A 20,777-nucleotide genomic window follows, 5' to 3' on the forward strand; every position below is an offset into this window, starting at 1 on the left:
TCGGTACGGACCATCACGGCGGACTGCTTACAGTTGCGTCAGACGGCCGAGCATCGAGTCGGAGGTCTGGATGGCGCGCGAATTCATCTCGTAGGCGCGCTGGGTGACGATCATGTTCACCAGTTCCTCCGCGACGTTCACGTTGGAAGTTTCGACATAGCCCTGGTTGAGCACGCCGGTGCCGTTGGTACCCGGCTGGTTGGGCGTGGCGACGCCGCTGGAGGCGCTTTCCAGGAACAGGTTTTCGCCGGCGCTCTGCAGGCCGCCCGGATTGACGAAGGTGGCGAGCTGGATCGCGCCGATCTGGGTCGGCGTAGTCTGCCCCGCCTGCAGCACGCTGACGGTGCCGTCCTTGGCGATGGTGACGGTGAGCGTGTCGGCCGGGACATTGAGGTTGTCGGCCAGCGGGTAGCCGCTGGCGGTGACCACGTTGCCCTGGTTGTCGAGCTGGAAAGCGCCGTCACGGGTGTAGGCGGTGGTGCCGTCGGGCAACGCGATCTGGAAGAAGCCGTTGCCCTGGATGGCGATGTCGAGCGAGCCGCCGGTCTGCTGCAGGTTGCCCTGGGTGAAGATGCGCTCGGTGGCGACCGGCCGCACGCCGGTACCGATCTGCAGGCCGGAGCCGACCTGGGTCTGCTGGGTGGACTGCGCACCCGGCTGCCGCATGGTCTGGTAGAGCAGATCCTCGAACACCGCACGCTGACGCTTGAAGCCGTTGGTCGAGACGTTGGCGAGGTTGTTGGAGATCACGTCCAGCGATGTTTGCTGGGCATCCAGCCCGGTACGGGCGGTCCACAGGGAGCGGATCATGATGATTCCTTCTTTGCTTGGCCGGCGGCGGAGATCGTCGCGCGGTGGTCGGGTAGCCTGGTTGCCAGTCTAGGCCGGCAAGGCTGCCGGCCATCCTGCGATTAACTAGGCAAAAACCATGCTAATCCGCGGCGGGGATCAGCTCAGCGACAGCACCTGGGCGGCGGCGCGGTCGTTCTGCTCGGCGGTCTGCAGCATGCGGGTTTGCATCTCGAACTGGCGCGCGAGCGAGATCATGGTGACCATCTGGTCGACCACGTTCACATTGCTGCCCTCGAGGTAGCCGCCGGCAACTTTTACCGCCTCGTCGGCAGGCTGTGCCGCGCCGTCCGTGCTGCGGAACAGGCCGTCCTCGCCGCGCACCAGCGAGGCTTCCGGCGGATTGACGAGCTTGAGCCGGTCGACCACGTTCACCACGTTCTGCTGGCCCGCCTGCAGCGACGAGATGGTGCCGTCGGCGCCGACCACGATCTCGGTATCCGGCGGCAGCGTCACCGGGCCGCCGCTGGCACCGAGCACCGGCAGGCCGCTGCGGGTCTGCAGCACGCCGTTGGCGCTCACCTCCAGGCTGCCGTCGCGGGTATAGGCCTCGGTGCCGTCGGGCATCTGCACCGTCAGCCAGCCCTTGCCCTCCACCGCGACGTCGTACTGACGGCCGGTGAATTGCAGCGGGCCGGCGCTGTAGTCGGTGGCGACGCTGGCATCCACCGTGAACGCGCGGGTGTGCAGCGCCTGGGTCTGGACCTCGACCGCGCGTAGCTTGTGCATTTCGGTGCGAAAGCCGGTGGAGGTGGCGTTGGCGAGGTTGTGGGATACGGCGGCCTGCTGGTCCAGCGTGCCCTTGGCCCCGGTCATCGCGGTGTAGATCAGGCGATCCATGTCGCTCTCCTTCCGGTTTCAGCGCTTAGCGCAGGTTCACCAGCGTCTGCAGGATCTGGTCCTGCGTGCGGATCGACTGCGCATTGGCCTGGTAGTTACGCTGCTGCACGATCATCGCCACCAGTTCCTGGGTGAGATCGACGTTGGATTCCTCGATCTGGCCGGCGGTCACGGTACCGAGCACGCCAGTGCCGGGCGCGCCGACGGTCGGCTGGCCGGATTCGAAGGATTCCGCCCACAGGTTGTCGCCGAGCGAGGTCAGCCCCTGCGGGCTGGAGAAGTTGGCCAGCGCCAGCAGCCCGATGTCCTTGACCTGGCCATTGGAGAAGGTGCCCTGCACCACGCCGGTGGAGCTGACCGATACGCCGGTGAGCCGACCGGTGGTGTAGCCGTCCTGGCGCGGCGAGGTGGTCACGCCGGAATCGGTGTTCCACTGGGTGGACTTGGTAAGGTCCAGCGAAAAGGTGAGGTCGTCGGCACCGGTACCGAGCTCGGCGGCGGTGCGCGTCACCGAAAAGATGCCGTTATTGGCGATGCTGGTGTCGGGCACGCCGAACGAAGTAAAGCTGATGGTGCCAAGATTCTCCAGCGGTACGCCGGTGGAGATCGAGGGATCGGTCGGATCCGGCACCACGTCGTTGGAGAGCCGTCCGTACACCGACCAGGTGTTGGGCGACACGCCGGCGACGTCCGGGTCGCGGACCAAGTAGAGGTTCATCAGCGAGGCGTTGCCCAAGCTGTCGTACACCGTCATCGAGGTGGTGTAGTTGTAGCTCTCGACCGGGATCGAAGTGTTGTTCAGGAAATTGTTGATGTCGCTGCCCACCGGGTCCTGGTCGAGCGGGTTCTTCACGCTCGAATCGAGGTTCACGCCCAGCGAGGCCTCGCCGGTCTCGCGCGGGTTGATGTTGGTGGTGTCGATATAGAGCGCTGAGGCTTCGCCCGAGAACACCGTCGGCGTCACCGAGTTGTCCACCGCCTGGAAGCCGGTGAGTTTATCGCCGCCGGCATTGACGATGTTGCCGTTGCGGTCGATGTCGAACTGGCCGTTGCGCGAGTAGGCGACGGTGCCGTCGCTGCGCTGCACGCGGAAGAAGCCGTTGCCGTTGATCGCCAGGTCGAGCGGATTGTTGGTGGCGGTGAGGTTTCCCTGGGTGAAGGACTGTGCCACCGCCGCGACCTTGGCGCCGATGCCGACCTGCAGCGAGGACGTCCCGCCCGCCATGGCCGAGGCATACATGTCGGCAAAGATAGTGTTGCTGGACTTGAAGCCGACCGTACTGGCATTGGCGACGTTGTTGGAAATGACGTCGAGTGCCTTCGACGAGGAATTCAGCCCGCTCAAACCTTGCTGGAAAGCCATGATCGCTGCTCCGGATCAGAGAATCTGCTTGATGTCGCTCATTTTGAAGATGCCCAGATCGCCGACCTGCAGGTCGGTGCTGCTGGCGCCACGGATCACGCTGGTGACGGCGGCGAACTGCAGCGGCCGCGACACCACGGTCTTGTCGCCCTGGGTTGCGGTCACCGACACGCTATAGCTGCCGTTGGCAGCCTTGCTGCCGTCCGTGGTGGTGCCGTCCCACATGTAGTTCTGGCTGCCGGCCTCGACGTCGGACAGCTTCATCGATGCCACTTCGATGCCCGACGCGTCCTTGATCGACAACACCACCTCGTCCGCCGGGCCGTCGAGTTCGAAACCGCCGATGGCGCCGGCATCGGTCAGCGTGAGACCCTTGCCTTCGACCAGCACGCCACGCCCCACCAGCGCCGCGGCCTGCAGTCCTTCTGCCGAGGCCTGGGAGTCGAGCAACTGGCTCATCATCGAATTGAGCTTCTCGATGCCCTCGACGGTGGAGAGCTGAGCAAGCTGGGAGGTCAGCTCGGCGTTCTCCATCGGATTCATCGGGTCCTGGTTCCGCAGCTGGGTCGTGAGCAGGGTCAGGAACTGGTTCTTGCTCTGCTGTGTGGTACTGGTGGTGGTGGTGTCCTTGCGCGCCAGACTGGCGAGGATGTCCTGCGCGGTCTGCGTTGCGGATGTGACGGTGCTCATTTTTTTCTCCTGCCGGCGGCGGCAACGGTTGCCGGTCGTGCTTATTGACCGATCTGCAAGGTCCGCTGCAGCAAGGTCTGTGCCGTGTTCATCACTTCGGCGTTGTTCTGGTAGGAGCGCGATGCCGAAATCATGTTCACCATCTCTTCCACGACATTCACGTTGGGCATCTCGACATAACCGTCGGCATTGGCTGCCGGGTTGTTCGGCTCGTAGACCAACCGCATCGGCGCAGCGCTTTCGACCACCTGGGTCACCTGCACGCCGACCGAGGCCGACTCGCCATTGCCGCGCACGCCGCCGACCGGAGGCGTCGCCCCGACCGCCTTGGCGGCGAACACTACCTGCTTGGCGCGGTAAGGCTGGCCGTCCTCGGCGATGACGCTGTCCGCATTGGCGAGGTTGGACGCAGTGGTGTTGAGCCGCAGCGACTGCGCGTTGAGCGCCGAACCGGCGATCTGGAAAACGTTGAGCATGCTCATGGCCGCCTACTCCCGGATGTATTACTGACCGGTGATCGCGGTCTGCATGCCGCGCAGCAGGCCGTTGATGAAGGTAATGCTGGCTTCGTAGTGGATGGCGTTCTCGGCGAAGGCCGCGCGCTCCACGTCCATGTTCACCGTGTTGCCGTCCACCGCCGACTGCAGCTCGGTGCGGTACTTGGTGGCGGCGTCGAGCAGATTGCTGCCGGCCCCGTCGATGTGGCGGCTCTGTGTGGTGTTGAGGCCCAGCTCGCTGCGGTTGCCGAGCGCCCCCTGCAGCGCCTCGCGGAAATCGATGTCGCGCGCCTTGTAGTGCGGCGTATCGGCGTTGGCGATATTGGACGCCAGCAGTTGCTGCCGGTGCGCCTGGACATTCAGCGCCGTCTGGTGGAACTGCAGTTGTTGGTCGAGCAGGGTCTTCATGGCGTCACCTCGGGTTCTCCGGCCTGCTGTGTTACCGGGGCGGTACAGCGGGTACGGGATCCATCGCAGCTTTCATGCCACGCATCTTAGCCATCGCCCCGATCCGGCCGAGGCGCGATAAGACCGGTAAAGCCCGGTCAATTTCGCCGCTTCGACCCAAGGGACACCCCGACGCATGCGATACGATTGCCGCCCGGAGGCAAGAATTGCCGCTGTCTGCAGCCCTTGCCGGCAGCGGCAGCGGTTGCCTGCGACCGGCCGGCATGATGCAATCCGGCCATGAATCGCTCATCCCAAGCCTCCGCGCACGACCAGCGCGCCACCCACCCTGCCCTGGTGTGCCGACTCCGCACCGCCGCCACGCGCGCACGCGGGGCGACCCTGCTCTGCGTGCTCGGCTGCGGTCTCGCCGCCACGGCGCTCGCACAGCAGGCCCCGGCACCGGTACAGGCTGCCGTCAGCCGCTTCCTCGAGAACGAAACCCGCGGCCTGCCGGGCCGTGTCCAGATCACCGTATCGCCGCTGGACGCCCGCAACCAGCTCCCCGCCTGCGTCAGCCTCGCCCCCTTCCTGCCGGCCGGAACTCGCGCGTGGGGGCAGATCAGCGTCGGCGTGCGCTGCGACTCCCCGGTGGAATGGACGGCCTATCTGCAGGCGCGGGTGGCGGTGATCGGTGATTACCTGGTCGCCGCCCAGCCGCTGCGTGCCGGCCAGATCCTCGGTCCGGCCGACATCGTGCGCCGCGAAGGCGACCTCGCCGCCCTGCCCGACAGCACGCTCACCGACGTCGCCCAGGCCAGCGGCCAGCACACCCGCTTCGCCATCGCTCAAGGCAGCCCGCTACGCGCCGATATGCTGCGCATCCCGCCGGCGGTCAAACAGGGCCAGGCCGTCCAGGTCGTGACGGTGGGCGCCGGCTTTCGCGTCGCCAGCGAGGGGGTGGCGCTCAACAATGCGGCACCGGGGGAAGCGGTGCGGGTACGGATGGGTGGCGGCCAGGTCGTCGCCGGCACCGCGCGGCCCGGCGGTGTAGTCGAAATTGCGCCCTGACGTGCTGGCCGGCGACCGATATGATTTAATCGCTAAAGTTTTTCGCGGCCGTGCCGAAATACCGGCTAGAGAAGCTTTATTGGGAGCACTGCCATGAAGATCGAAAGCCCGGGCAAGCCCCTCGGCGGCGTGTCTGTCGGTGAAAACCGCAGCCGCGTCAATACGCCCAAGGCCGAGACCCCCACCGGCGGCGACAAGGTCGAACTGTCGTCGCTGTCTTCCACGCTGCAAAAGGCCGAAGCGGCCATCGAGAACACGCCGACGGTCGATTCCGCGCGCGTCGCCGAGATCCGCCAGGCCATCGCCGAAGGCCGCTTCAAGGTCGACTCCAGCAAGATCGCCGACGGCCTGATCAACAGCGTGCGGCAGATGCTGGGCGACCAGAGCTGACCACTGACGACGGAACCCGATGCGCGCCCCCAGTCCCGCCGACCTGCAACGCCTTGCCCTGCTGATCGAAGCGGAGGCCATCCAGCTGCGCGAGTTCGTCGCCTTGCTCGAACGCGAGGAGGCCTTGCTCGTGGCCGGAGACACCGACGGCCTGCTGACGCTGACCCAGGACAAGACCGATCGCTATCGGCAGCTCCAGCGCCTGCACGACGACAAGGCGCTGCTGCTCGGCCGCCTCGGCCGCAACAATGCCGACGCCGCCATCCGCGAACTGTGCGCCGGCCTGCCACGGGTACTCGCACGCTGGGACGAAGTGCTGGAACTGGCCCGCAACGCCAAGGAGCGCAATGCGCTCAATGGCAAGCTGATCACCGAGCGCATGCAGCACAACCAGGCGGCGCTCTCCATCCTGCTGTCGGCCGCCAACCATCCGCAGCTCTACGATGCCGCCGGCCAGACCCGCCCCACCGGGGGCGGCCGCATCCTCGGCAGCGCCTGAGAACACCAGAAACAGAACGGGCCCGGCGTTTGCGCGCCGGGCCCGTTCTGTTGATGCTACCGACTGGCGATCAGCCGCGGCCGACAGGCCCCTGGCCTTGCGGCATGCGCGGCCCCTGGTCGAGGCCGGCACCGTGGCGAACGCCCTTCATGCCCCGGTGACCGTGCCCACCGAAGCCGCCCTCGCGGAACTCCGCGTCGAACACTTTCTTCTGCGCATCGCTCAGCTTGCCGTACAGGGCCTCGACGTCGCGCCGGGTATCGGCAAGTTCGGCCAGTCGCTCCTTGCTGAAGGTTTCCATGCGATCCATGCGTTCCAGCGCGGTCTTGGGCGGCGCGTCCTTGGCACGCGCTTCGAACAGCGCCGCATGCTTGCCAGCGCGCTCGAGCATCGCCGCCTTGAACTGGTCCCAGGCGCCCTTCTGCTCCGGCTTGATCGCCAGCGCCAGTTCCAGGCGGGCAAGGCCGAGGTCGGCCTTGTCCTTGATCCGCTCCGGCGACATCTGGTGCCAGCCGGCGCGATCGCCGCGCATGCCGCCTTCGCAATGGTCCCCGCCGCGGGCCAGTGCATAACCCGAACCGAGCGCGCCCAACGCAATGACGGTGGCGGCGACGGCTGTCTTGATCGAGGTTTTCATGTTCCTGCTCCTTGTGGTCATGTGCCCGTCGGTTCGGGCGACGGAGCCATTTGAACAGCCGGATGTAAGCCTGATTTGTCGGGGAAAGGCCGAATTGCATGGCCATGTCGCCCCGCAGCCGTTTGATACGCTGCGATACATCCGCGCCACATGCTGCCCTTAAGATGCAGCCAACGGAGAACGGAACATGAGCACCCAGCAAGACCACATCCTCATCGTCGATGACGATCGCGACATCCGCAACCTGCTTGCCGACTACCTGGAAAAACAGGGCTTGCGCTGCACCGCCGCCGCCGATGGTCGCGAAATGAAAGCCGCCCTCGAACGCCACCGTGTCGACCTGATCGTGCTCGACCTGATGCTGCCCGGCGAGGACGGCCTCACGCTATGCCGCAACCTGCGCGCGAGCGGTACCCATGCCAACACCCCGATCCTGATGCTCACCGCCCGCGGCGAGGACATGGACCGCATCATCGGCCTGGAGATGGGCGCCGACGACTACCTGCCCAAACCCTTCGTCCCGCGCGAACTCTACGCCCGCATCCGCGCCATCCTGCGCCGCGCCCGCGCGCTGCCGCCGAATCTGGATGCGCAGCCGCTGGCCCAGGCGCGCGAACTGCGCTTCGCCCACTGGCGGCTGGACACCGTCAATCGCCACCTGATCGACCCCGCCGGCACCGTGGTCCCGCTGTCCGGCGCCGAATACCGCATGCTTGGCGTGTTCCTCGCCCATCCGCAGCGGGTGCTGTCGCGCGACCAGCTGATGGAGCTGACCCAGGGGCGCGAAGCCGATGTCTTCGACCGTTCGATAGACCTGCTGGTGAGCCGCCTGCGCCAGCGCCTGGGCGACAACGCGCGCGAACCGGCCATCATCAAGACGGTACGCAACGAGGGCTACGTGCTGAGTGCCGAAGTCACGCCCGGCGACCCCCAGGGCGGCGCACGATGAAGCTGCTGCCGCGGAGCCTGTTCGCCCGCCTGATGCTGATCTGGCTGGTCGGCATCGCCGCCGTGCTGGCGGTCAGCTTCATGCTCTTCGTCGGCGAACGCGAGCGCCTTGGCCGCGATGCGCTGTTCGAGGGCGTCGCGCAGGAAATCGCCGCTGCGGTGGATGTGCTCGACCACCTCTCGGCCGACGAACGCGAACGCTGGGTAGACCAGTTCGGCCGGCGCCGCCTGCGTCCGAGCTTCCGGCCGCTGCCGGAGAACGTCCGCCAACTGCCGCAGGACCATCCCTTGCTGGCGGCACTGCGGAAGGCAATGCCGGAACGCGGGATCGCGCTTTACCTGCACAATCGCCGCGACGGCCCGCATGCGGTTCTGCTCACCGTCGTCCAACTGGCCGACAACACGCCGCTGACGGTGCGCCTGCCCGGCCTGCCTCCCGCTCCGCAGCTGCCACCACCGCCACTTGGTCGCCTGCTGGCGGCGCTGAGCGCGCTGGTCATCGGTATCACACTGCTCACCTGGATCGCCGTCCGGCTGGCCACCCGGCCACTGTCGCGCATGGCCTCGGCCGCGCGCGCCCTCGGCGAGGATCCGGAACGGCCGCCGATGGACACCCGCGGCCCCACCGAGGTGGCCCAGGCAGCAGCAGCCTTCAACCAGATGCAGCAGCGCATCCGCGAACACGTGACCGAGCGCACCCGCATCCTGGCGGCCATCTCGCACGATCTGCAGACGCCGGTGACCCGGCTGCGGCTGCGCGCCGAGCTGGTCGACGACGAGAACCTGCGCAGCCGCATCCAGTCCGATCTCGACGCCATGCAGGCACTGGTGAAGGAAGGCCTCGCCTACGCACGCAGCATGGACGCCTCGGTCCCGCCGCAGCCGATAGACCTCAACGGTCTCGCCGAAGCCCTGCGCGACGACGCCGCCGACCTCGGCTGGTCGGTCAGCCTGAGCGGCCATGCCGGCACGCCCTCCATCGGCCGGCCGACCGCCCTGCGCCGCGCGCTGTGGAACCTGATCGAGAACGGCGTGAAATTTGGCGAGCGGGTGGAGCTGAACCTGGCCGAGCATGCCGACCGCCACGAGATCCGCATCCACGATCACGGCCCCGGCCTGCCGGCGGAGGAACTGGAGAAGGTCTTCGAACCCTTCTACCGTACCGAAGCCTCGCGCAATCGCGAAACGGGCGGCACCGGACTCGGCCTGGCGATCGCGCGCAACCTGCTGCGCGCGCAGCGCGGCGAAATCCGCCTGAGCAACCGTACCGACGGTGGCCTGGAAGCGCTGGTCACGCTGCCCAAACCCTAGGCCGCGGACGCCACACAACAAAAGGCCCCCGGCGAAGCGGGGGCCTGCATCAGCGCGCGAGCGATGACGTGGGTCAGGCGGCTTTCTTCGTCACCTTGCTGCGCGCACCGATGGGCTGCAGCGCGCTGCTCGCCGCGGCGAGTTGGGTCTCGGTCGCTTCCTGCGTCGTGCGGATGATGTTCTCGTAGGCCTCGGTCACGCTGCTGAGCGCCGTCTTCATCTGGCTGACGATTTCGGCGCTGCCGCTCGGACCGGACTTGGCGATGCCGTCGAGCATCTGCTTGAAGGACTCGATCGTCTCGTTGAAGCGCTCGCCATGCAGGCGGGCGAACTCGGCCTGGGTCCGCACCAGGATCTCGCTGACGCCACGGAAGTAGTCGGTCGTCTGCTCCAGTGCCTGGGTCGGCACCTTGAACTGGGCCGCCATCTGCTCGAAGGGATTGCCGCCGGTCGCCGGTGCGCTACCGGCCGACAGGGAACGGAAGGTGTTCAGCTGCAACGCGAAGAGCTGTTCGGTGGCATTCAGGCCGATCTCGACGGCAGACTTGAGCGCATTGCCATTGGCAGTGGCGACTTCCGTGATCTTGTCCAGCGCATTGAATGAAGTCATCTTGGGCTATCCTCCTTGGAACGTGATTGAATTGCTGCAACCGACAAAAACACCCTTGGCCGGGAAGCGGCCGAGCGCACTGCCGACGTGACGCCGGGCGACAGCCCTCGACCCAGTGCTTCCCGCGTTATTGCTTATTGTTCTGGTGATGCGACTGTGGACGAATGGATCGCCTCTTCGTCGTACGTCCGCCCGACGGCGCCTGAAACGGATTGCGGCATGCCGCCTTCCGCCTCCACCTCTCTGCCCGCTGTTGCAGTGCAAGAATCGGAACAGCGCCGTCCGGACGTCGGTCGCTCACGTGGCGACTGTGTCTCCTCCGACGGTCTCCTCGTCGGCCCTCCTTCTCCCTGTTGGTATTGTGTGGCCTGTGTCAGGCCCGGTCTGTCGGTCTCACACCATGAGTCAGTAGGAATTCAGGCCACATAAAGTAGGATTTTTCCTACATCCACAAGGCCGCAAGTGATGTAAATATGGTGCGATCCGGCGGTGCACTGTGCGCTGCCGCATGCCAATTGCACAAAAGGAGCCGCCTTGCGCAAGCACCGCGACCACGGCATCCCGGCCGCCGTTCCGTCCTCGAGCCGCTCTGCGGACGACGCGGACGCTCTCGCGGACCTGCAACGTCAACTCGACCAGTGCAGGGCCCAACTCGCCGAGCGCGACGAAGCGCTGCGCCTGGCCCTGAGCGCATGCGCCGAAAGCGAGGAGCGCTTTCGCGCCATGGCCGACGCAGCACCCCTGATGCTGTGGATGACGGAGGCCGACGGCCAATGCGCCTTCATCAACAAGGCATGGCAGCAGTTCACCGGCCGGACACTGGACGAAGAGCGTGACGACGGCTGGACGGTGAGCGTGCACCCGGACGACTTGGCGCGCTGCACCAGTGCGCACGATCGCGCCTTCGCCGCACGCGAGCCCTTCTGGGTCGAATACCGCCTGCGCCGTCGCGACGGCGTCTATCGCTGGCTGCTCGACACCGCCGGACCGCGCTACGACAGCCGGGGGGCCTTTCTCGGCTACATCGGCTACTGCGTGGATATCACTGCGCGCCGCCAGGCCGAGGATGCGCTGACGCAGCGGGAGCGCTACCAGCGTGCCCTGCTCGACAACTTCCCCTTCCTCGTCTGGCTGAAGGACACCCGCGGCTGCTTCCTTGCAGTAAATGCCACACTGGCACAGGCTTTCGGCTATACCGACACCGACGCACTGGTCGGCAAGACCGATTTCGACATCACCGCCACCGCACTGGCCGAGGGCTATCGCGCCGGCGACATCGAAGTGCTGACCTCGCGCCGCCAGCTCAACATCGAAGAGCACATCGTCTACCAGGGCGTGCAACGCTGGTTCGAGACCTACAAGGCGCCGGTATTCGACGAACACGGCGGCCTGCTCGGCACCGTCGGTTTCTCGCGCGACATCACTCATCGCAAGGACGCCGAAGCAGCCCTGCTGCGACTCAAGAACACACTGGAGGAACAGGTCGCGGCCCGCACCGCCGAGGCGGAAGCACGCGCCCGGGCGCTGGCCGAATCCGAGCGCTTCTCGCGCACCATCGTCGACGCCCTGCCCTCCGCGCTCTGCGTGCTCGACGGCAGCGGACGCATCGTGGCGGTGAACCAGCGCTGGCGGGACTTTGCCGCCACCAACGGCGGCCATCCGCCCGACATGGGCGAAGGCGCCAGCTACCTGGCGATCTGCGAAGCCGCCACCCAGATCTCAGCCGCCGACGCGGCCGAGGTGGGCAACGCCATCCGAGCCATCCTTGCCGGAGAGCGTCAGCGCTTCGGCCTGGAGTACGAAATCCACTCCCCGGTCCGGCAGCGCTGGTTCGCGGTGAGCATCAGCCTCTTCCCCGGTGACGGCCAGATACGCCTGCTGGTCAAGCACGACGACATCACCGAGCGCAAGCTGCTGCTCGAAGAACAGCGCGACAACGCGGCCCGCCTGAAGCGCCTGGCGGCCCACCTTGAATCGGTGCGCGAAGAGCAGAACACCAAGATCGCCCGCGAAGTGCACGACGAACTCGGCGGCACCCTGACCATGCTCAAGCTCGGCCTGGCCACCACCGCCGACGCGCCGTCCACGCCGCCGGTGCTGCAACAGCACTTCCGCAACATGCTCGGCCAGGTCGACAGCGCGCTGCAGACGGTGAAACGCATTTCCGCCAGCCTGCGACCCGCGATGCTGGACACCCTCGGCCTCATCGCCACCATAGACTGGTACACCCGCCAGTTCTCCAGCATGACCGGCATCGATGTCGACCTGCAGATGCCCGAATACGTGCGGCTCTCCGCGGCGGCCAATACCGCGGTATTCCGCATCATCCAGGAAGGCCTCACCAACGTCGCCAAGCACGCCAACGCCACCCGGGTGTCGCTCACCCTGCGCAAGCAGCGCGACGAACTCGTCGTCCGCCTGATCGACGACGGCAGCGGCCTGAGCGAAGGCAGCCTGCGCAAGCACGACTCCTACGGCATCATCGGCATGCACGAACGCGCCCAGCACCTCGGCGGCCGCCTGCGCCTGAACACGGCGCCGGACGCCGGCACCCAGCTCATCCTGCGCATCCCGCTCGACAGCGACGCGCCGCCATCGACCGGAGGATCGGCCACATGGTGAAGATACTCATCGCCGACGACCATGCCGTCGTACGCGGCGGCCTGCGGCAATTCCTCGCGTCCACCGAGGACTTCGACATCGTCGCCGAGGCGGCGACCGGCCAGGAGGCGCTCGACATGGTTCGTTCGAGCGGCTGCGAGGTGGTGCTGCTCGACATCACCCTGCCCGACCTCAACGGGCTCGAGGTGCTGAAGCGGATCAAGCAAGTCAAGCCGACGCTGCCGGTGCTGATCTTCAGCATGTTCTCGGAAGACGAATTCGCGCTGCCTGCGCTCAACGCCGGCGCCTCCGGCTACCTCAACAAGGACAGCCCGCCCAATCAGATCCTGGCTGCGCTGCGCACCGTGATCGGCGGCGCACGCTACGTCAGCCCGACGCTGGCCGAACGCCTGCTCGCCGGCACCGTCAACGCCGGCAAGCGCCTGCCACACGAGGCACTCTCGCAGCGCGAAATGGCCGTCCTGCTGCTATTGAGCAAGGGCGTGCCGCTGACCCAGATCGCCGACCAGCTGCACCTCAGTGTGAAGACCATCAGCACCTACCGCGCCCGCATCCTGGAAAAACTGGACATGCACTCCAACGCCGAAATCACCCGCTACGTGCTGCAGCACAAGCTGGGCTGAAGCGGCGGGATCAGACCCGGTAGGCCCGTGCCAGCGCGGCGAAGGACGCGATCTCCGCCGCCTCCCAGGCGGCATCGCGGCCAAGCTCCTGCGCCAGGATGCCGGCCACCGCCGGCGCGGCCGCCGCGGCCAGCGCGGCGTCGACAAACAGTGCGCGATGACGCCGGGCGAGCACATCCTCGACATGGCGGGCGAATTCGGCGCGCGCTGCGTAGCGGACCTGCGCCTCGGTGAGATCGAGGCCATCGACCAGAGGGCGGCCGGCTCCCGGCAAGCTGTCGAGTTCGGCGCGGTCGCTGCCGTAGCCATCCGTGACCACGCCCGGTGCCGCGCCGTGCAGCGGCAGGTTCGCGGTGGGCGACGCGTGCCGCGGCAACCTGCCGACCGATTCGGCAGCATCCACCGCATCGGCCGCCATCAGGCGATACGTGGTCCACTTGCCACCCAGCACGCTCACCAGTCCCTCGGGCGACACTTCGACCAGATGCTCGCGCGACAGCTGGCGGGTGAGCGCGGCGTCGCCGGCTCCGAGCAGCGGCCGCAGGCCGACGAAGACACTGCGCACGTCGGCCCGGGTCGGCGCCCGCGTCAGGTAGCAGGCCGCCGTGGCCAGGATGAAATCGACCTCGCCCGGCAGCGGCGCCGGCTCGAGCGGCAGGTCGGGCCGCGGCGTGTCGGTGGTGCCGATCAGCACGCTGCCCTGCCAGGGAATCATGAACAACACCCGGCCATCGTCGGTGCGCGGCACCAGCAAGGCGTCGTCGCCCGGCAGGAAGTCGCGCGCCACAACCAGATGCACGCCCTGGCTGGGCCGCAACAGCGCCGCGGCGCCCGGGCGTGCAAGCCGGCGCACAGCGTCGCTCCAGACCCCCGCCGCGTTGATCACCACCCGGGCCGCCACCTGCAGGCGTTCGCCGCTTTCCGCATCGTGCAGCACCACACCCGTCAGCCGCCTGCCTTGCGCATCGAGCGCCAGCCCTTCGGCCGCGCAGTAATTGAGGGCAACGCCACCGAGATCGAACACCGTGCGCGCCAGCGACAGTGCCAGCCGTGCGTCGTCGAACTGCGCATCCCAGTAGGCGATGCCGCCGCGCAAGCCGGTGGAGCGCAGCGTCGGTAGCGCAGCCAGCGCATGCGCGGGATCGAGCCCACGGCTGCGGCCGATGCCGTGGCTGCCGGCCAGCAGATCGTAGAGGCGAAGGCCGGCGCCCAGCATCGGCTTGTCCTGCCAGCGGTAGGCGGGCACGACGAAGCGCAGCGGACGCACCAGATGCGGTGCATTGGCGAGCAGGCGGGTGCGCTCGCCCAGGGACTCGCGCACCAAGGCCAGATTGCCCTGGGCGAGATAGCGCACGCCGCCGTGGATCAGCTTGGTTGCGCGCGAGCTGGTGCCCTTGGCGAAATCCTGTGCTTCCACCAACAGCACCGAATGGCCACGCGCCGCCGCATCGACCGCACAACCGAGGCCGGTAGCGCCGCCGCCGATCACGACGACATCCCAGCTCGCGGTGCCGCGGATACGCTCCAGCACCGCAGCGCGCGTCGGCGCCCTTGCGCCTCGTCCGTTCACGCTTCCGACCACGCCTTGGCGCGCTCCACGGCACGTTTCCAGCGCGCCAGCACCGCCTCGCGGCGGTCGGCGGACCACCCCGGCTCGAACACGCGATCCATCTGCCAGTGTGCCGACAAGGCCCCGGTATCCGGCCACACGCCCGCGCCCAGGCCGGCGAGATAGGCCGCCCCCAGCGCGGTGGTTTCCAGCATGCGCGGCCTCAGGACCGGCACACCGAGCACGTCGGCCTGCAACTGCATCAGCAGGTCGTTGGCCGCAGCGCCGCCGTCCACCCGGAGTTCGGTGAGCGGCCCGGCACCATCACGCTTCATCGCCTCGACCAGGTCGGCGGTCTGCAATGCGATCGCATCGAGCGCAGCGCGCGCGATATGGCCGGCGCCAGTGCCACGGGTCAGCCCCAGCAGCGTGCCGCGCGCGTGCGGATCCCAATGTGGCGCGCCCAGCCCGGTGAAGGCGGGCACCAGCACCACACCTTCGCTGTCGGCAACGCTGGCCGCCAGCGCTTCGACCTCGGCAGCGCTGCGGATCAGGCCAAGCGCGTCGCGCAGCCACTGCACCACCGCCCCACCCATGAAGACGCTCCCCTCCAGCGCATAGGTGACCTGCCCGGCACGCGTCCAGCCTATGGTGGTGAGCAGGCGCTGCGCCGAGGCGACCGGCGTGGCGCCGGTGTTCATCAACAGAAAGCAGCCAGTGCCGTACGTGTTCTTGGCCATGCCCGGCGCGAGGCAGACCTGGCCGAAGGTAGCCGCCTGCTGGTCGCCGGCGATGCCAGCGATCGGCACCGCGGCGCCCAGCACCGCCGGCTCGGTCTCGCCACACACGCCGATGCTGTCGACCAGGCGCGGCAGCACCGCCGGCGGAATGCGGAAACGCTCGAGCAGATCGGAATCCCAGTCGCGGCGACGGATGTCGAGCAGCAGCGTGCGCGCGGCATTGCTGTGGTCGGTGACATGCAGACGACCGCCGGTGAGGTGCCACACCAGCCAGCTGTCGATGGTGCCGAAAGCGAGCTCGCCCGCCTCCGCGCGAGCCCGCGCGCCCGGCAGATGATCCAGCAGCCAGGCCAGCTTGGTCGCGGAGAAATACGGATCGAGTTCGAGGCCGGTGCGCGCGCGCAGCATGTCGGCCCAGCCTTCGGCGCGCAGCGCTTCGCAGGCGCCCGCTGTGCGGCGGTCCTGCCAGACGATGGCGGGTGCCAGCGCACGACCGGTCGCACGGTCCCACAGCACGGTCGTTTCGCGCTGGTTGGTGAGACCGATGGCGGCCAGCTCGCCGGCGCGCAGCCCGGCGTCGGCCAGTGCCGCGCGGGCGCAGGAGAACTGGCTGCGCAGGATCTCCGCCGGGTCATGCTCCACCCAGCCCGGCTGCGGGAAGTGCTGGGCGAAATCGCGGCGGGCAACGCTGCGCACCCGGCCATCGGCATCGAACACCATCGCCCGCGAACTGGTCGTGCCCTGATCCAGGGCCAGAAGGTAGGACATGCACGGCTCCCAAACCGGCGGTGGAGCGAAGCCTACCGCCACCGGCATCGTCTGACCAGCACAGCTGCGACATCTGAGCGGCATGGCCATTACACCGCCGGTCATGCCTTGTGGTTCAATGCCGCCTTCCCGTTCCGTCCGCACCGCCGCCATGCCTTCGCTCTGGATGATCGTCGCCAGCCTCCTGTTCGCCTGCATGGGCGTATGCGTGAAGCTGGGCGCCGACACCTTCTCCACCGGCGAACTGGTGCTCTACCGCGGCCTGATCGGCGTGGTGATGATGGCCGCGGTCGCGCGCCTGCGCGGCACCACCCTCGCCACCCCGCACTGGCGCCTGCAGTTGTCGCGCGGCCTTTCCGGCTCGTTCGCGTTGATGTGCTACTTCTTCGCCCTCGGCATCCTGCCGCTCGCGACCGCCGTCACCCTCAGCTACACCTCGCCGATCTTCGTCGCCCTGTTGCTGGTGTTCTGGTTCGGCGAACGCGTCCGCCGCCGTGTCTTCGCCTGCGTCCTGATCGGCCTGGTCGGCATCGCGCTGCTGCTGCGCCCGACCCTGCAGCCGGACCAGTGGCCTGGCGCGCTTGCCGGGCTGGGTGGCGGGCTGCTGGCCAGCCTGGCCTACGTGAGCGTGCGCGAACTCGGCCGCGCCGGCGAACCCGAGGTGCGCACCGTGTTCTGGTTCTCGACCATCACCGCCACGCTGGCACTGCCCTGGGCATTGATTGCCGGCCTTCACGCCATCGACCTGCACGACACGCTCATCCTGCTCGGGGTCGGCGTCTTCGGCGGAGCCGCCCAGCTGGCCATGACGCGCTCCTACCGCTACGGACGAACGGTGGTGTCGGCCAACCTGAGCTATTCGACAGTGGTCTTCTCCAGCCTGTTCGGGGTCGCCCTGTGGGGCGAAGTGCTGCCGCTCGCCGCCTGGGGAGCGATCGCGCTGATCGTCGCCAGCGGCATCCTCGTTTCGCTGGCCACTGCGCGGCGCTCATCCTAAACCCACGTCATTATCCCCACGCCGGCCGGGGCAATTGAGCCGTATCGTGGCGAGGGCTATAGTAGATGCCACAACCCATCCGCGTGTGGAGGCCATCATGATCAGTACCGACCACAGCGACAAGCTCGTCGCCGTCACCGTTTTCGGCGAGTTCACGCTGGCCGACTACAAGGAGTTCGAGGAGCTGGTCAATTACAAGGTCCAGTTCCAGGGGCAGGTGGATCTACTCTTCGATCTGCGTGAAATGGTCGGTTTCACGCTCGATGTGGCGTGGGAAGAGATCAAGTTCTCGCGCCAGCACGCGCACGACTTCCGCCGCATCGCCGTGCTGACCGACGACCAGTGGCTGACCTGGAGCGCGTGGATCTCGCAACTCTTCGTCGATGCGGAAGTGCAGGTGTTTTCCGGTGAGGACGACGCGCGCAGTTGGCTGGCCGGTGTTGCGGAGGCGACGCAGTGAATGCCTCCTACGCCACGCTGATCGGCGCCCTGGAGCTCGCTCAACATCTGCACGACCCCGACTGGGTGATCTTCGACTGCCGCTTCGACCTGGCCAATCCGGATTTCGGCTTCGAGGCCTATAGCCGTGAGCACCTGCCCAAGGCCTTCTATCTGGATCTGGACGAAGACCTTTCTGGGCCGAAAACCGGGACCAACGGCCGCCATCCCCTACCCGACCCGGCGCGGCTCGCAGCCCGTCTGGCTGCCTGTGGCGTCGGCAACCACACCCAGGTAGTCGCCTACGACGACGCCGGCGGTATGTTCGCCGCCCGTCTATGGTGGCTGTTGCGCTGGTTGGGTCACCACCGCGTCGCTGTCCTCGACGGCGGTATGCAGGCCTGGTGCCGGGCTGCCCAGGCGCTGACCACCGAAGTCCCGGAGAGCCATGCGGCAACCTACATGTTGGCACTACGCCCCTGCCGCGTGGATGCCGACTACGTCCGTGCGCATCTCGGCAAGCCGGACATGATGCTGATCGATGCGCGCAGCCCCGATCGCTTTCGCGGCGAGAACGAAACACTGGACCCGGTCGGCGGCCACATACCGGGCGCCATCAACCGATTCTTTCGCGACAACCTCGGGCCGGACGGCTGCTTCAAGCAGGCATCGGTGTTGCGGGAGGAGTACGGAACCCTGCTCAAGGGGCATGATCCGCATAAGGTTGTCCTGCAGTGCGGTTCCGGCGTCACCGCCTGCCACAACCTGCTGGCGATGGAGGCTGCCGGACTGCCGGGAGCCCAGCTTTATGCCGGATCGTGGAGCGAATGGTGTTCCGATCCGTCGCGCCCCATAGCCACCGGTGCCGGCTGAAGCCGGCGTCAGGGCAGCATCATCACCAGTCGACTCTCTCCACCCGACCGAGCGAACGGCCCAGAAAACGTTCGCCTATGGTCTGGAAGCGCAGTGGCACGTCGGTAACGAAATAGCGATAGCTCGCCGGCTGGCTGCCGCCATGGGCCAGTCCGCTTTCGCGCAGGCGCTCCGCTGCCAGCTCGGCCGTGGTGACGGCCGAATCGATCAACCTCACACCTGGGCCGGCAACATCGCGTAGCAGCGGTTTCAGCAGGGGGTAGTGGGTGCATCCCAGCACCAGGCTGCCGACCTCCTCCGCCAGCACCGGGCGCAGGTACTCCTGCGCCGTCATCCGCGTTACCGGATGATCCAGCCAGCCCTCCTCGACCAGGGGCACGAAGAGCGGACAGGCCTGCGAGTACACTCGCACGCCCGAGTCGAGTTCATGCATGCGCCGGGCGTAAGCATTGCTGTTGATGGTGGTCGGCGTACCGATCACGCCGATCCGCCCGCCCGGCGACGCCTCCACCGCGGCCTGCGCACCAGCCTCGATCACATCGAGCACCGGCAGCCCCCGCGCCCGCGCCGCCACCACGTGCGCTGCCACCGCTGCCATGGTGTTGCAGGCAATGATGAGCATCTTCACGTCCTGCTGCAGCAGGAAATCGGTGATCTGCGCGGTGAAGTGCTCGATGGTCGCAACCGACTTCACGCCATAGGGCACGCGAGCGGTGTCGCCGAAATACACGATGTTCTCGAACGGCAAGCGCTCCATCAGGGCCCTCACGACGGTCAGGCCGCCCACGCCCGAATCGAACACCCCGATGGGGCGGGAGACGTCAGTCCCGGCTTGCACGTTCATCGACGACCGACTGGCAGACAAGGGCTCATTCCAGCACGACCGCAGCAAACTTTCGCTTGCCGACCTGCAGCACCACCTTCTCGCCGGCGGCAAGCACCAGTCCCTTATCCTCGACACGATCGCCGTTGAGCCTGACAGCGCCCTGGTCGATCATCCGGATCGCCTCGGACGTGGTGCCGGTAAGCCCCGCCTGCTTGACGACCTGGAACACCGGCAGACCCTCGGCGCCAACGCTCACGCGTACCTCCGGCATGTCGTCCGGGATGGCGTTGCGCTGGAAACGCGCCTCGAAATCGGCCAGCGCCTCATCGGCAGCGGTCTGGCCGTGGAAACGGGCAACGAGTTCGAGCGCAAGCATCACCTTGACGTCGCGCGGATTGCGCCCGCCCTCGACATCCTGCCGGAGCTGGGCGATCTCGCTGCTCGAGCGGAAGGACAGCAGCTCGTAGTAGCGCCACATCAGATCGTCGGACACCGACATCGTCTTGCCGAAGATTTCCTTCGCCGGCTCGGCGATGCCGATGTAGTTGCCGAGGGACTTGGACATCTTGTTGACACCGTCCAGCCCTTCGAGCAGCGGCATCATCAGGACGCACTGCGGCGTCTGGCCGTAATGCTTCTGCAGCTCGCGGCCCATCAGCAGGTTGAAGCGCTGGTCAGTGCCGCCCAGCTCGACGTCGGCCTTCATCGCCACCGAGTCGTAACCCTGACACAGCGGATAGAGGAATTCGTGGATCGCGATGGATTGGTTGTTGGCGTAGCGCTTGGAGAAATCGTCACGCTCCAGCATGCGCGCGACCGTCTGCTGGGCGGCGAGACGGATCATGCCCGCCGAACCGATCCCTTCCATCCAGGCGGAGTTGAAGCAGATCTCCGTCCTGGCCGGGTCGAGGATCTTGAACACCTGATCCTGGTATGTCTTGGCGTTCTCCATGATCTGCTCCCGCGACAGCGGCGGACGGGTGGCATTCTTGCCGCTGGGATCACCGATCATGCCGGTGAAATCGCCGATCAGGAACATCACCTGGTGACCGAGTTCCTGGAAATGCCGCAGCTTGTTGATGAGCACCGTGTGCCCGAGATGCAGGTCGGGCGCGGTCGGATCAAAACCCGCCTTGACCTTGAGCGGCCGCCCCGACTTGAGCTTTTCGACCAGCTCGGATTCGATCAAAAGCTCGTCGGCACCGCGCTTGATCAGCTCGATCGCGGCCTGAACATCAGTCATCAAAAT

General features: G+C 67.0%; 22 protein-coding genes. 10 read left to right on the forward strand and 12 right to left on the reverse strand.

Translation table 11 applies throughout. The annotated features are described in order from the left end of the window. Nucleotides 1-27 precede the first annotated feature (27 nt). The 6 genes from flgG to flgB all read right to left on the reverse strand — a co-directional run bounded on the left by flgG (nucleotide 28) and on the right by flgB (nucleotide 4,647). Nucleotides 28-810: a flagellar basal-body rod protein FlgG gene (gene flgG, locus CJ010_RS17300; protein WP_141019205.1), complete on the reverse strand. Its 783-nt coding sequence runs from the start codon at nucleotides 808-810 to the stop codon at nucleotides 28-30. Between the two features lie 138 nt (nucleotides 811-948). Continuing rightward, nucleotides 949-1,689, reverse strand: a complete 741-nt coding sequence (gene flgF, locus CJ010_RS17305; protein ID WP_141019206.1) for a flagellar basal-body rod protein FlgF — start codon at nucleotides 1,687-1,689, stop codon at nucleotides 949-951. Nucleotides 1,690-1,714: 25 nt separating this feature from the next. Continuing rightward, nucleotides 1,715-3,052: a flagellar hook protein FlgE gene (flgE, locus tag CJ010_RS17310; protein ID WP_141019207.1), complete on the reverse strand. Its 1,338-nt coding sequence runs from the start codon at nucleotides 3,050-3,052 to the stop codon at nucleotides 1,715-1,717. Nucleotides 3,053-3,067: 15 nt separating this feature from the next. Continuing rightward, nucleotides 3,068-3,742, reverse strand: coding sequence for a flagellar hook assembly protein FlgD (locus CJ010_RS17315; protein WP_141019208.1), 675 nt, complete (start codon nucleotides 3,740-3,742; stop codon nucleotides 3,068-3,070). Nucleotides 3,743-3,783: 41 nt separating this feature from the next. After that, on the reverse strand, nucleotides 3,784-4,224 hold the full coding sequence (gene flgC, locus CJ010_RS17320; RefSeq protein WP_141019209.1) for a flagellar basal body rod protein FlgC: 441 nt from the start codon (nucleotides 4,222-4,224) through the stop codon (nucleotides 3,784-3,786). A gap of 21 nt (nucleotides 4,225-4,245) precedes the next feature. Then, the gene (gene flgB, locus CJ010_RS17325; protein WP_141019210.1) at nucleotides 4,246-4,647 is read right to left on the reverse strand and encodes a flagellar basal body rod protein FlgB; all 402 of its coding nucleotides are present in this window, start codon (nucleotides 4,645-4,647) and stop codon (nucleotides 4,246-4,248) included. Nucleotides 4,648-4,926: 279 nt separating this feature from the next. On the opposite strand from flgB, the gene flgA reads away from it, so the two are divergent. The 3 genes from flgA (at nucleotide 4,927) to CJ010_RS17340 (ending at nucleotide 6,586) form a co-directional block, all read left to right on the forward strand. Beyond that, nucleotides 4,927-5,697, forward strand: a complete 771-nt coding sequence (gene flgA, locus CJ010_RS17330; RefSeq protein ID WP_141019211.1) for a flagellar basal body P-ring formation chaperone FlgA — start codon at nucleotides 4,927-4,929, stop codon at nucleotides 5,695-5,697. Nucleotides 5,698-5,790: 93 nt separating this feature from the next. Then, a complete protein-coding gene (gene flgM, locus CJ010_RS17335) occupies nucleotides 5,791-6,087 on the forward strand; it encodes a flagellar biosynthesis anti-sigma factor FlgM (protein ID WP_141019212.1) in 297 nt (98 codons plus the stop codon). A 19-nt stretch (nucleotides 6,088-6,106) separates the two neighbouring features. Beyond that, nucleotides 6,107-6,586, forward strand: a complete 480-nt coding sequence (locus tag CJ010_RS17340; RefSeq protein WP_141019213.1) for a flagella synthesis protein FlgN — start codon at nucleotides 6,107-6,109, stop codon at nucleotides 6,584-6,586. Nucleotides 6,587-6,656: 70 nt separating this feature from the next. Here CJ010_RS17340 and CJ010_RS17345 read toward each other — a convergent pair whose 3' ends face one another. Then, nucleotides 6,657-7,223, reverse strand: a complete 567-nt coding sequence (locus CJ010_RS17345; RefSeq protein WP_141019214.1) for a Spy/CpxP family protein refolding chaperone — start codon at nucleotides 7,221-7,223, stop codon at nucleotides 6,657-6,659. Between the two features lie 187 nt (nucleotides 7,224-7,410). Here CJ010_RS17345 and CJ010_RS17350 point away from each other — a divergent pair, with 187 nt between their 5' ends. Next, nucleotides 7,411-8,172 carry a response regulator gene (locus tag CJ010_RS17350; RefSeq protein WP_141019215.1) on the forward strand — a complete coding sequence of 254 codons (762 nt, stop codon included), beginning with the start codon at nucleotides 7,411-7,413 and terminating at the stop codon, nucleotides 8,170-8,172. After that, nucleotides 8,169-9,482 (forward strand): ATP-binding protein, encoded by a 1,314-nt coding sequence (locus CJ010_RS17355; protein WP_141019216.1) that lies wholly within the window; start codon nucleotides 8,169-8,171, stop codon nucleotides 9,480-9,482. The genes CJ010_RS17350 and CJ010_RS17355 overlap by 4 nt, the downstream gene beginning before the upstream one ends. 73 nt (nucleotides 9,483-9,555) lie before the next feature. Here the strand turns inward: CJ010_RS17355 and phaP are convergent, their stop codons facing one another. After that, on the reverse strand, nucleotides 9,556-10,092 hold the full coding sequence (gene phaP / locus CJ010_RS17360) for a TIGR01841 family phasin (protein ID WP_141019217.1): 537 nt from the start codon (nucleotides 10,090-10,092) through the stop codon (nucleotides 9,556-9,558). A gap of 534 nt (nucleotides 10,093-10,626) precedes the next feature. Here phaP and CJ010_RS17365 point away from each other — a divergent pair. Together CJ010_RS17365 and CJ010_RS17370 are read left to right on the forward strand one after the other, a co-directional pair. Then, on the forward strand, nucleotides 10,627-12,714 hold the full coding sequence (locus CJ010_RS17365) for a PAS domain S-box protein (RefSeq protein ID WP_141019218.1): 2,088 nt from the start codon (nucleotides 10,627-10,629) through the stop codon (nucleotides 12,712-12,714). Next, nucleotides 12,708-13,337 (forward strand): response regulator transcription factor, encoded by a 630-nt coding sequence (locus CJ010_RS17370; protein WP_141019219.1) that lies wholly within the window; start codon nucleotides 12,708-12,710, stop codon nucleotides 13,335-13,337. The genes CJ010_RS17365 and CJ010_RS17370 overlap by 7 nt, the downstream gene beginning before the upstream one ends. A gap of 10 nt (nucleotides 13,338-13,347) precedes the next feature. Here the strand turns inward: CJ010_RS17370 and CJ010_RS17375 are convergent, their stop codons facing one another. Together CJ010_RS17375 and glpK are read right to left on the reverse strand one after the other, a co-directional pair. Beyond that, on the reverse strand, nucleotides 13,348-14,907 hold the full coding sequence (locus CJ010_RS17375; RefSeq protein ID WP_141019220.1) for a glycerol-3-phosphate dehydrogenase/oxidase: 1,560 nt from the start codon (nucleotides 14,905-14,907) through the stop codon (nucleotides 13,348-13,350). Then, on the reverse strand, nucleotides 14,904-16,394 hold the full coding sequence (glpK, locus tag CJ010_RS17380; protein WP_141019221.1) for a glycerol kinase GlpK: 1,491 nt from the start codon (nucleotides 16,392-16,394) through the stop codon (nucleotides 14,904-14,906). Before glpK ends, CJ010_RS17375 begins: the two co-directional genes overlap by 4 nt. A 151-nt stretch (nucleotides 16,395-16,545) precedes the next feature. Between glpK and CJ010_RS17385 the strand changes: the two genes are divergently transcribed. The 3 genes from CJ010_RS17385 to CJ010_RS17395 all read left to right on the forward strand — a co-directional run bounded on the left by CJ010_RS17385 (nucleotide 16,546) and on the right by CJ010_RS17395 (nucleotide 18,702). Continuing rightward, nucleotides 16,546-17,391, forward strand: coding sequence for a DMT family transporter (locus CJ010_RS17385; protein WP_141019222.1), 846 nt, complete (start codon nucleotides 16,546-16,548; stop codon nucleotides 17,389-17,391). Between the two features lie 97 nt (nucleotides 17,392-17,488). Continuing rightward, nucleotides 17,489-17,851, forward strand: coding sequence for an STAS/SEC14 domain-containing protein (locus CJ010_RS17390; protein ID WP_141019223.1), 363 nt, complete (start codon nucleotides 17,489-17,491; stop codon nucleotides 17,849-17,851). Then, a complete protein-coding gene (locus tag CJ010_RS17395; protein ID WP_141019224.1) occupies nucleotides 17,848-18,702 on the forward strand; it encodes a sulfurtransferase in 855 nt (284 codons plus the stop codon). The genes CJ010_RS17390 and CJ010_RS17395 overlap by 4 nt, the downstream gene beginning before the upstream one ends. A gap of 22 nt (nucleotides 18,703-18,724) precedes the next feature. On the opposite strand, the gene murI is transcribed toward CJ010_RS17395, so the two are convergent. Next, nucleotides 18,725-19,546 (reverse strand): glutamate racemase, encoded by an 822-nt coding sequence (murI, locus tag CJ010_RS17400; protein ID WP_141020746.1) that lies wholly within the window; start codon nucleotides 19,544-19,546, stop codon nucleotides 18,725-18,727. A gap of 25 nt (nucleotides 19,547-19,571) precedes the next feature. Next, nucleotides 19,572-20,771, reverse strand: a complete 1,200-nt coding sequence (tyrS, locus tag CJ010_RS17405; protein ID WP_141019225.1) for a tyrosine--tRNA ligase — start codon at nucleotides 20,769-20,771, stop codon at nucleotides 19,572-19,574. Nucleotides 20,772-20,777: the final 6 nt, after the last annotated feature.

The organism is Azoarcus sp. DD4 (genome assembly GCF_006496635.1).
In the GTDB taxonomy this organism is placed as follows: Bacteria; Pseudomonadota; Gammaproteobacteria; order Burkholderiales; family Rhodocyclaceae; genus Azoarcus.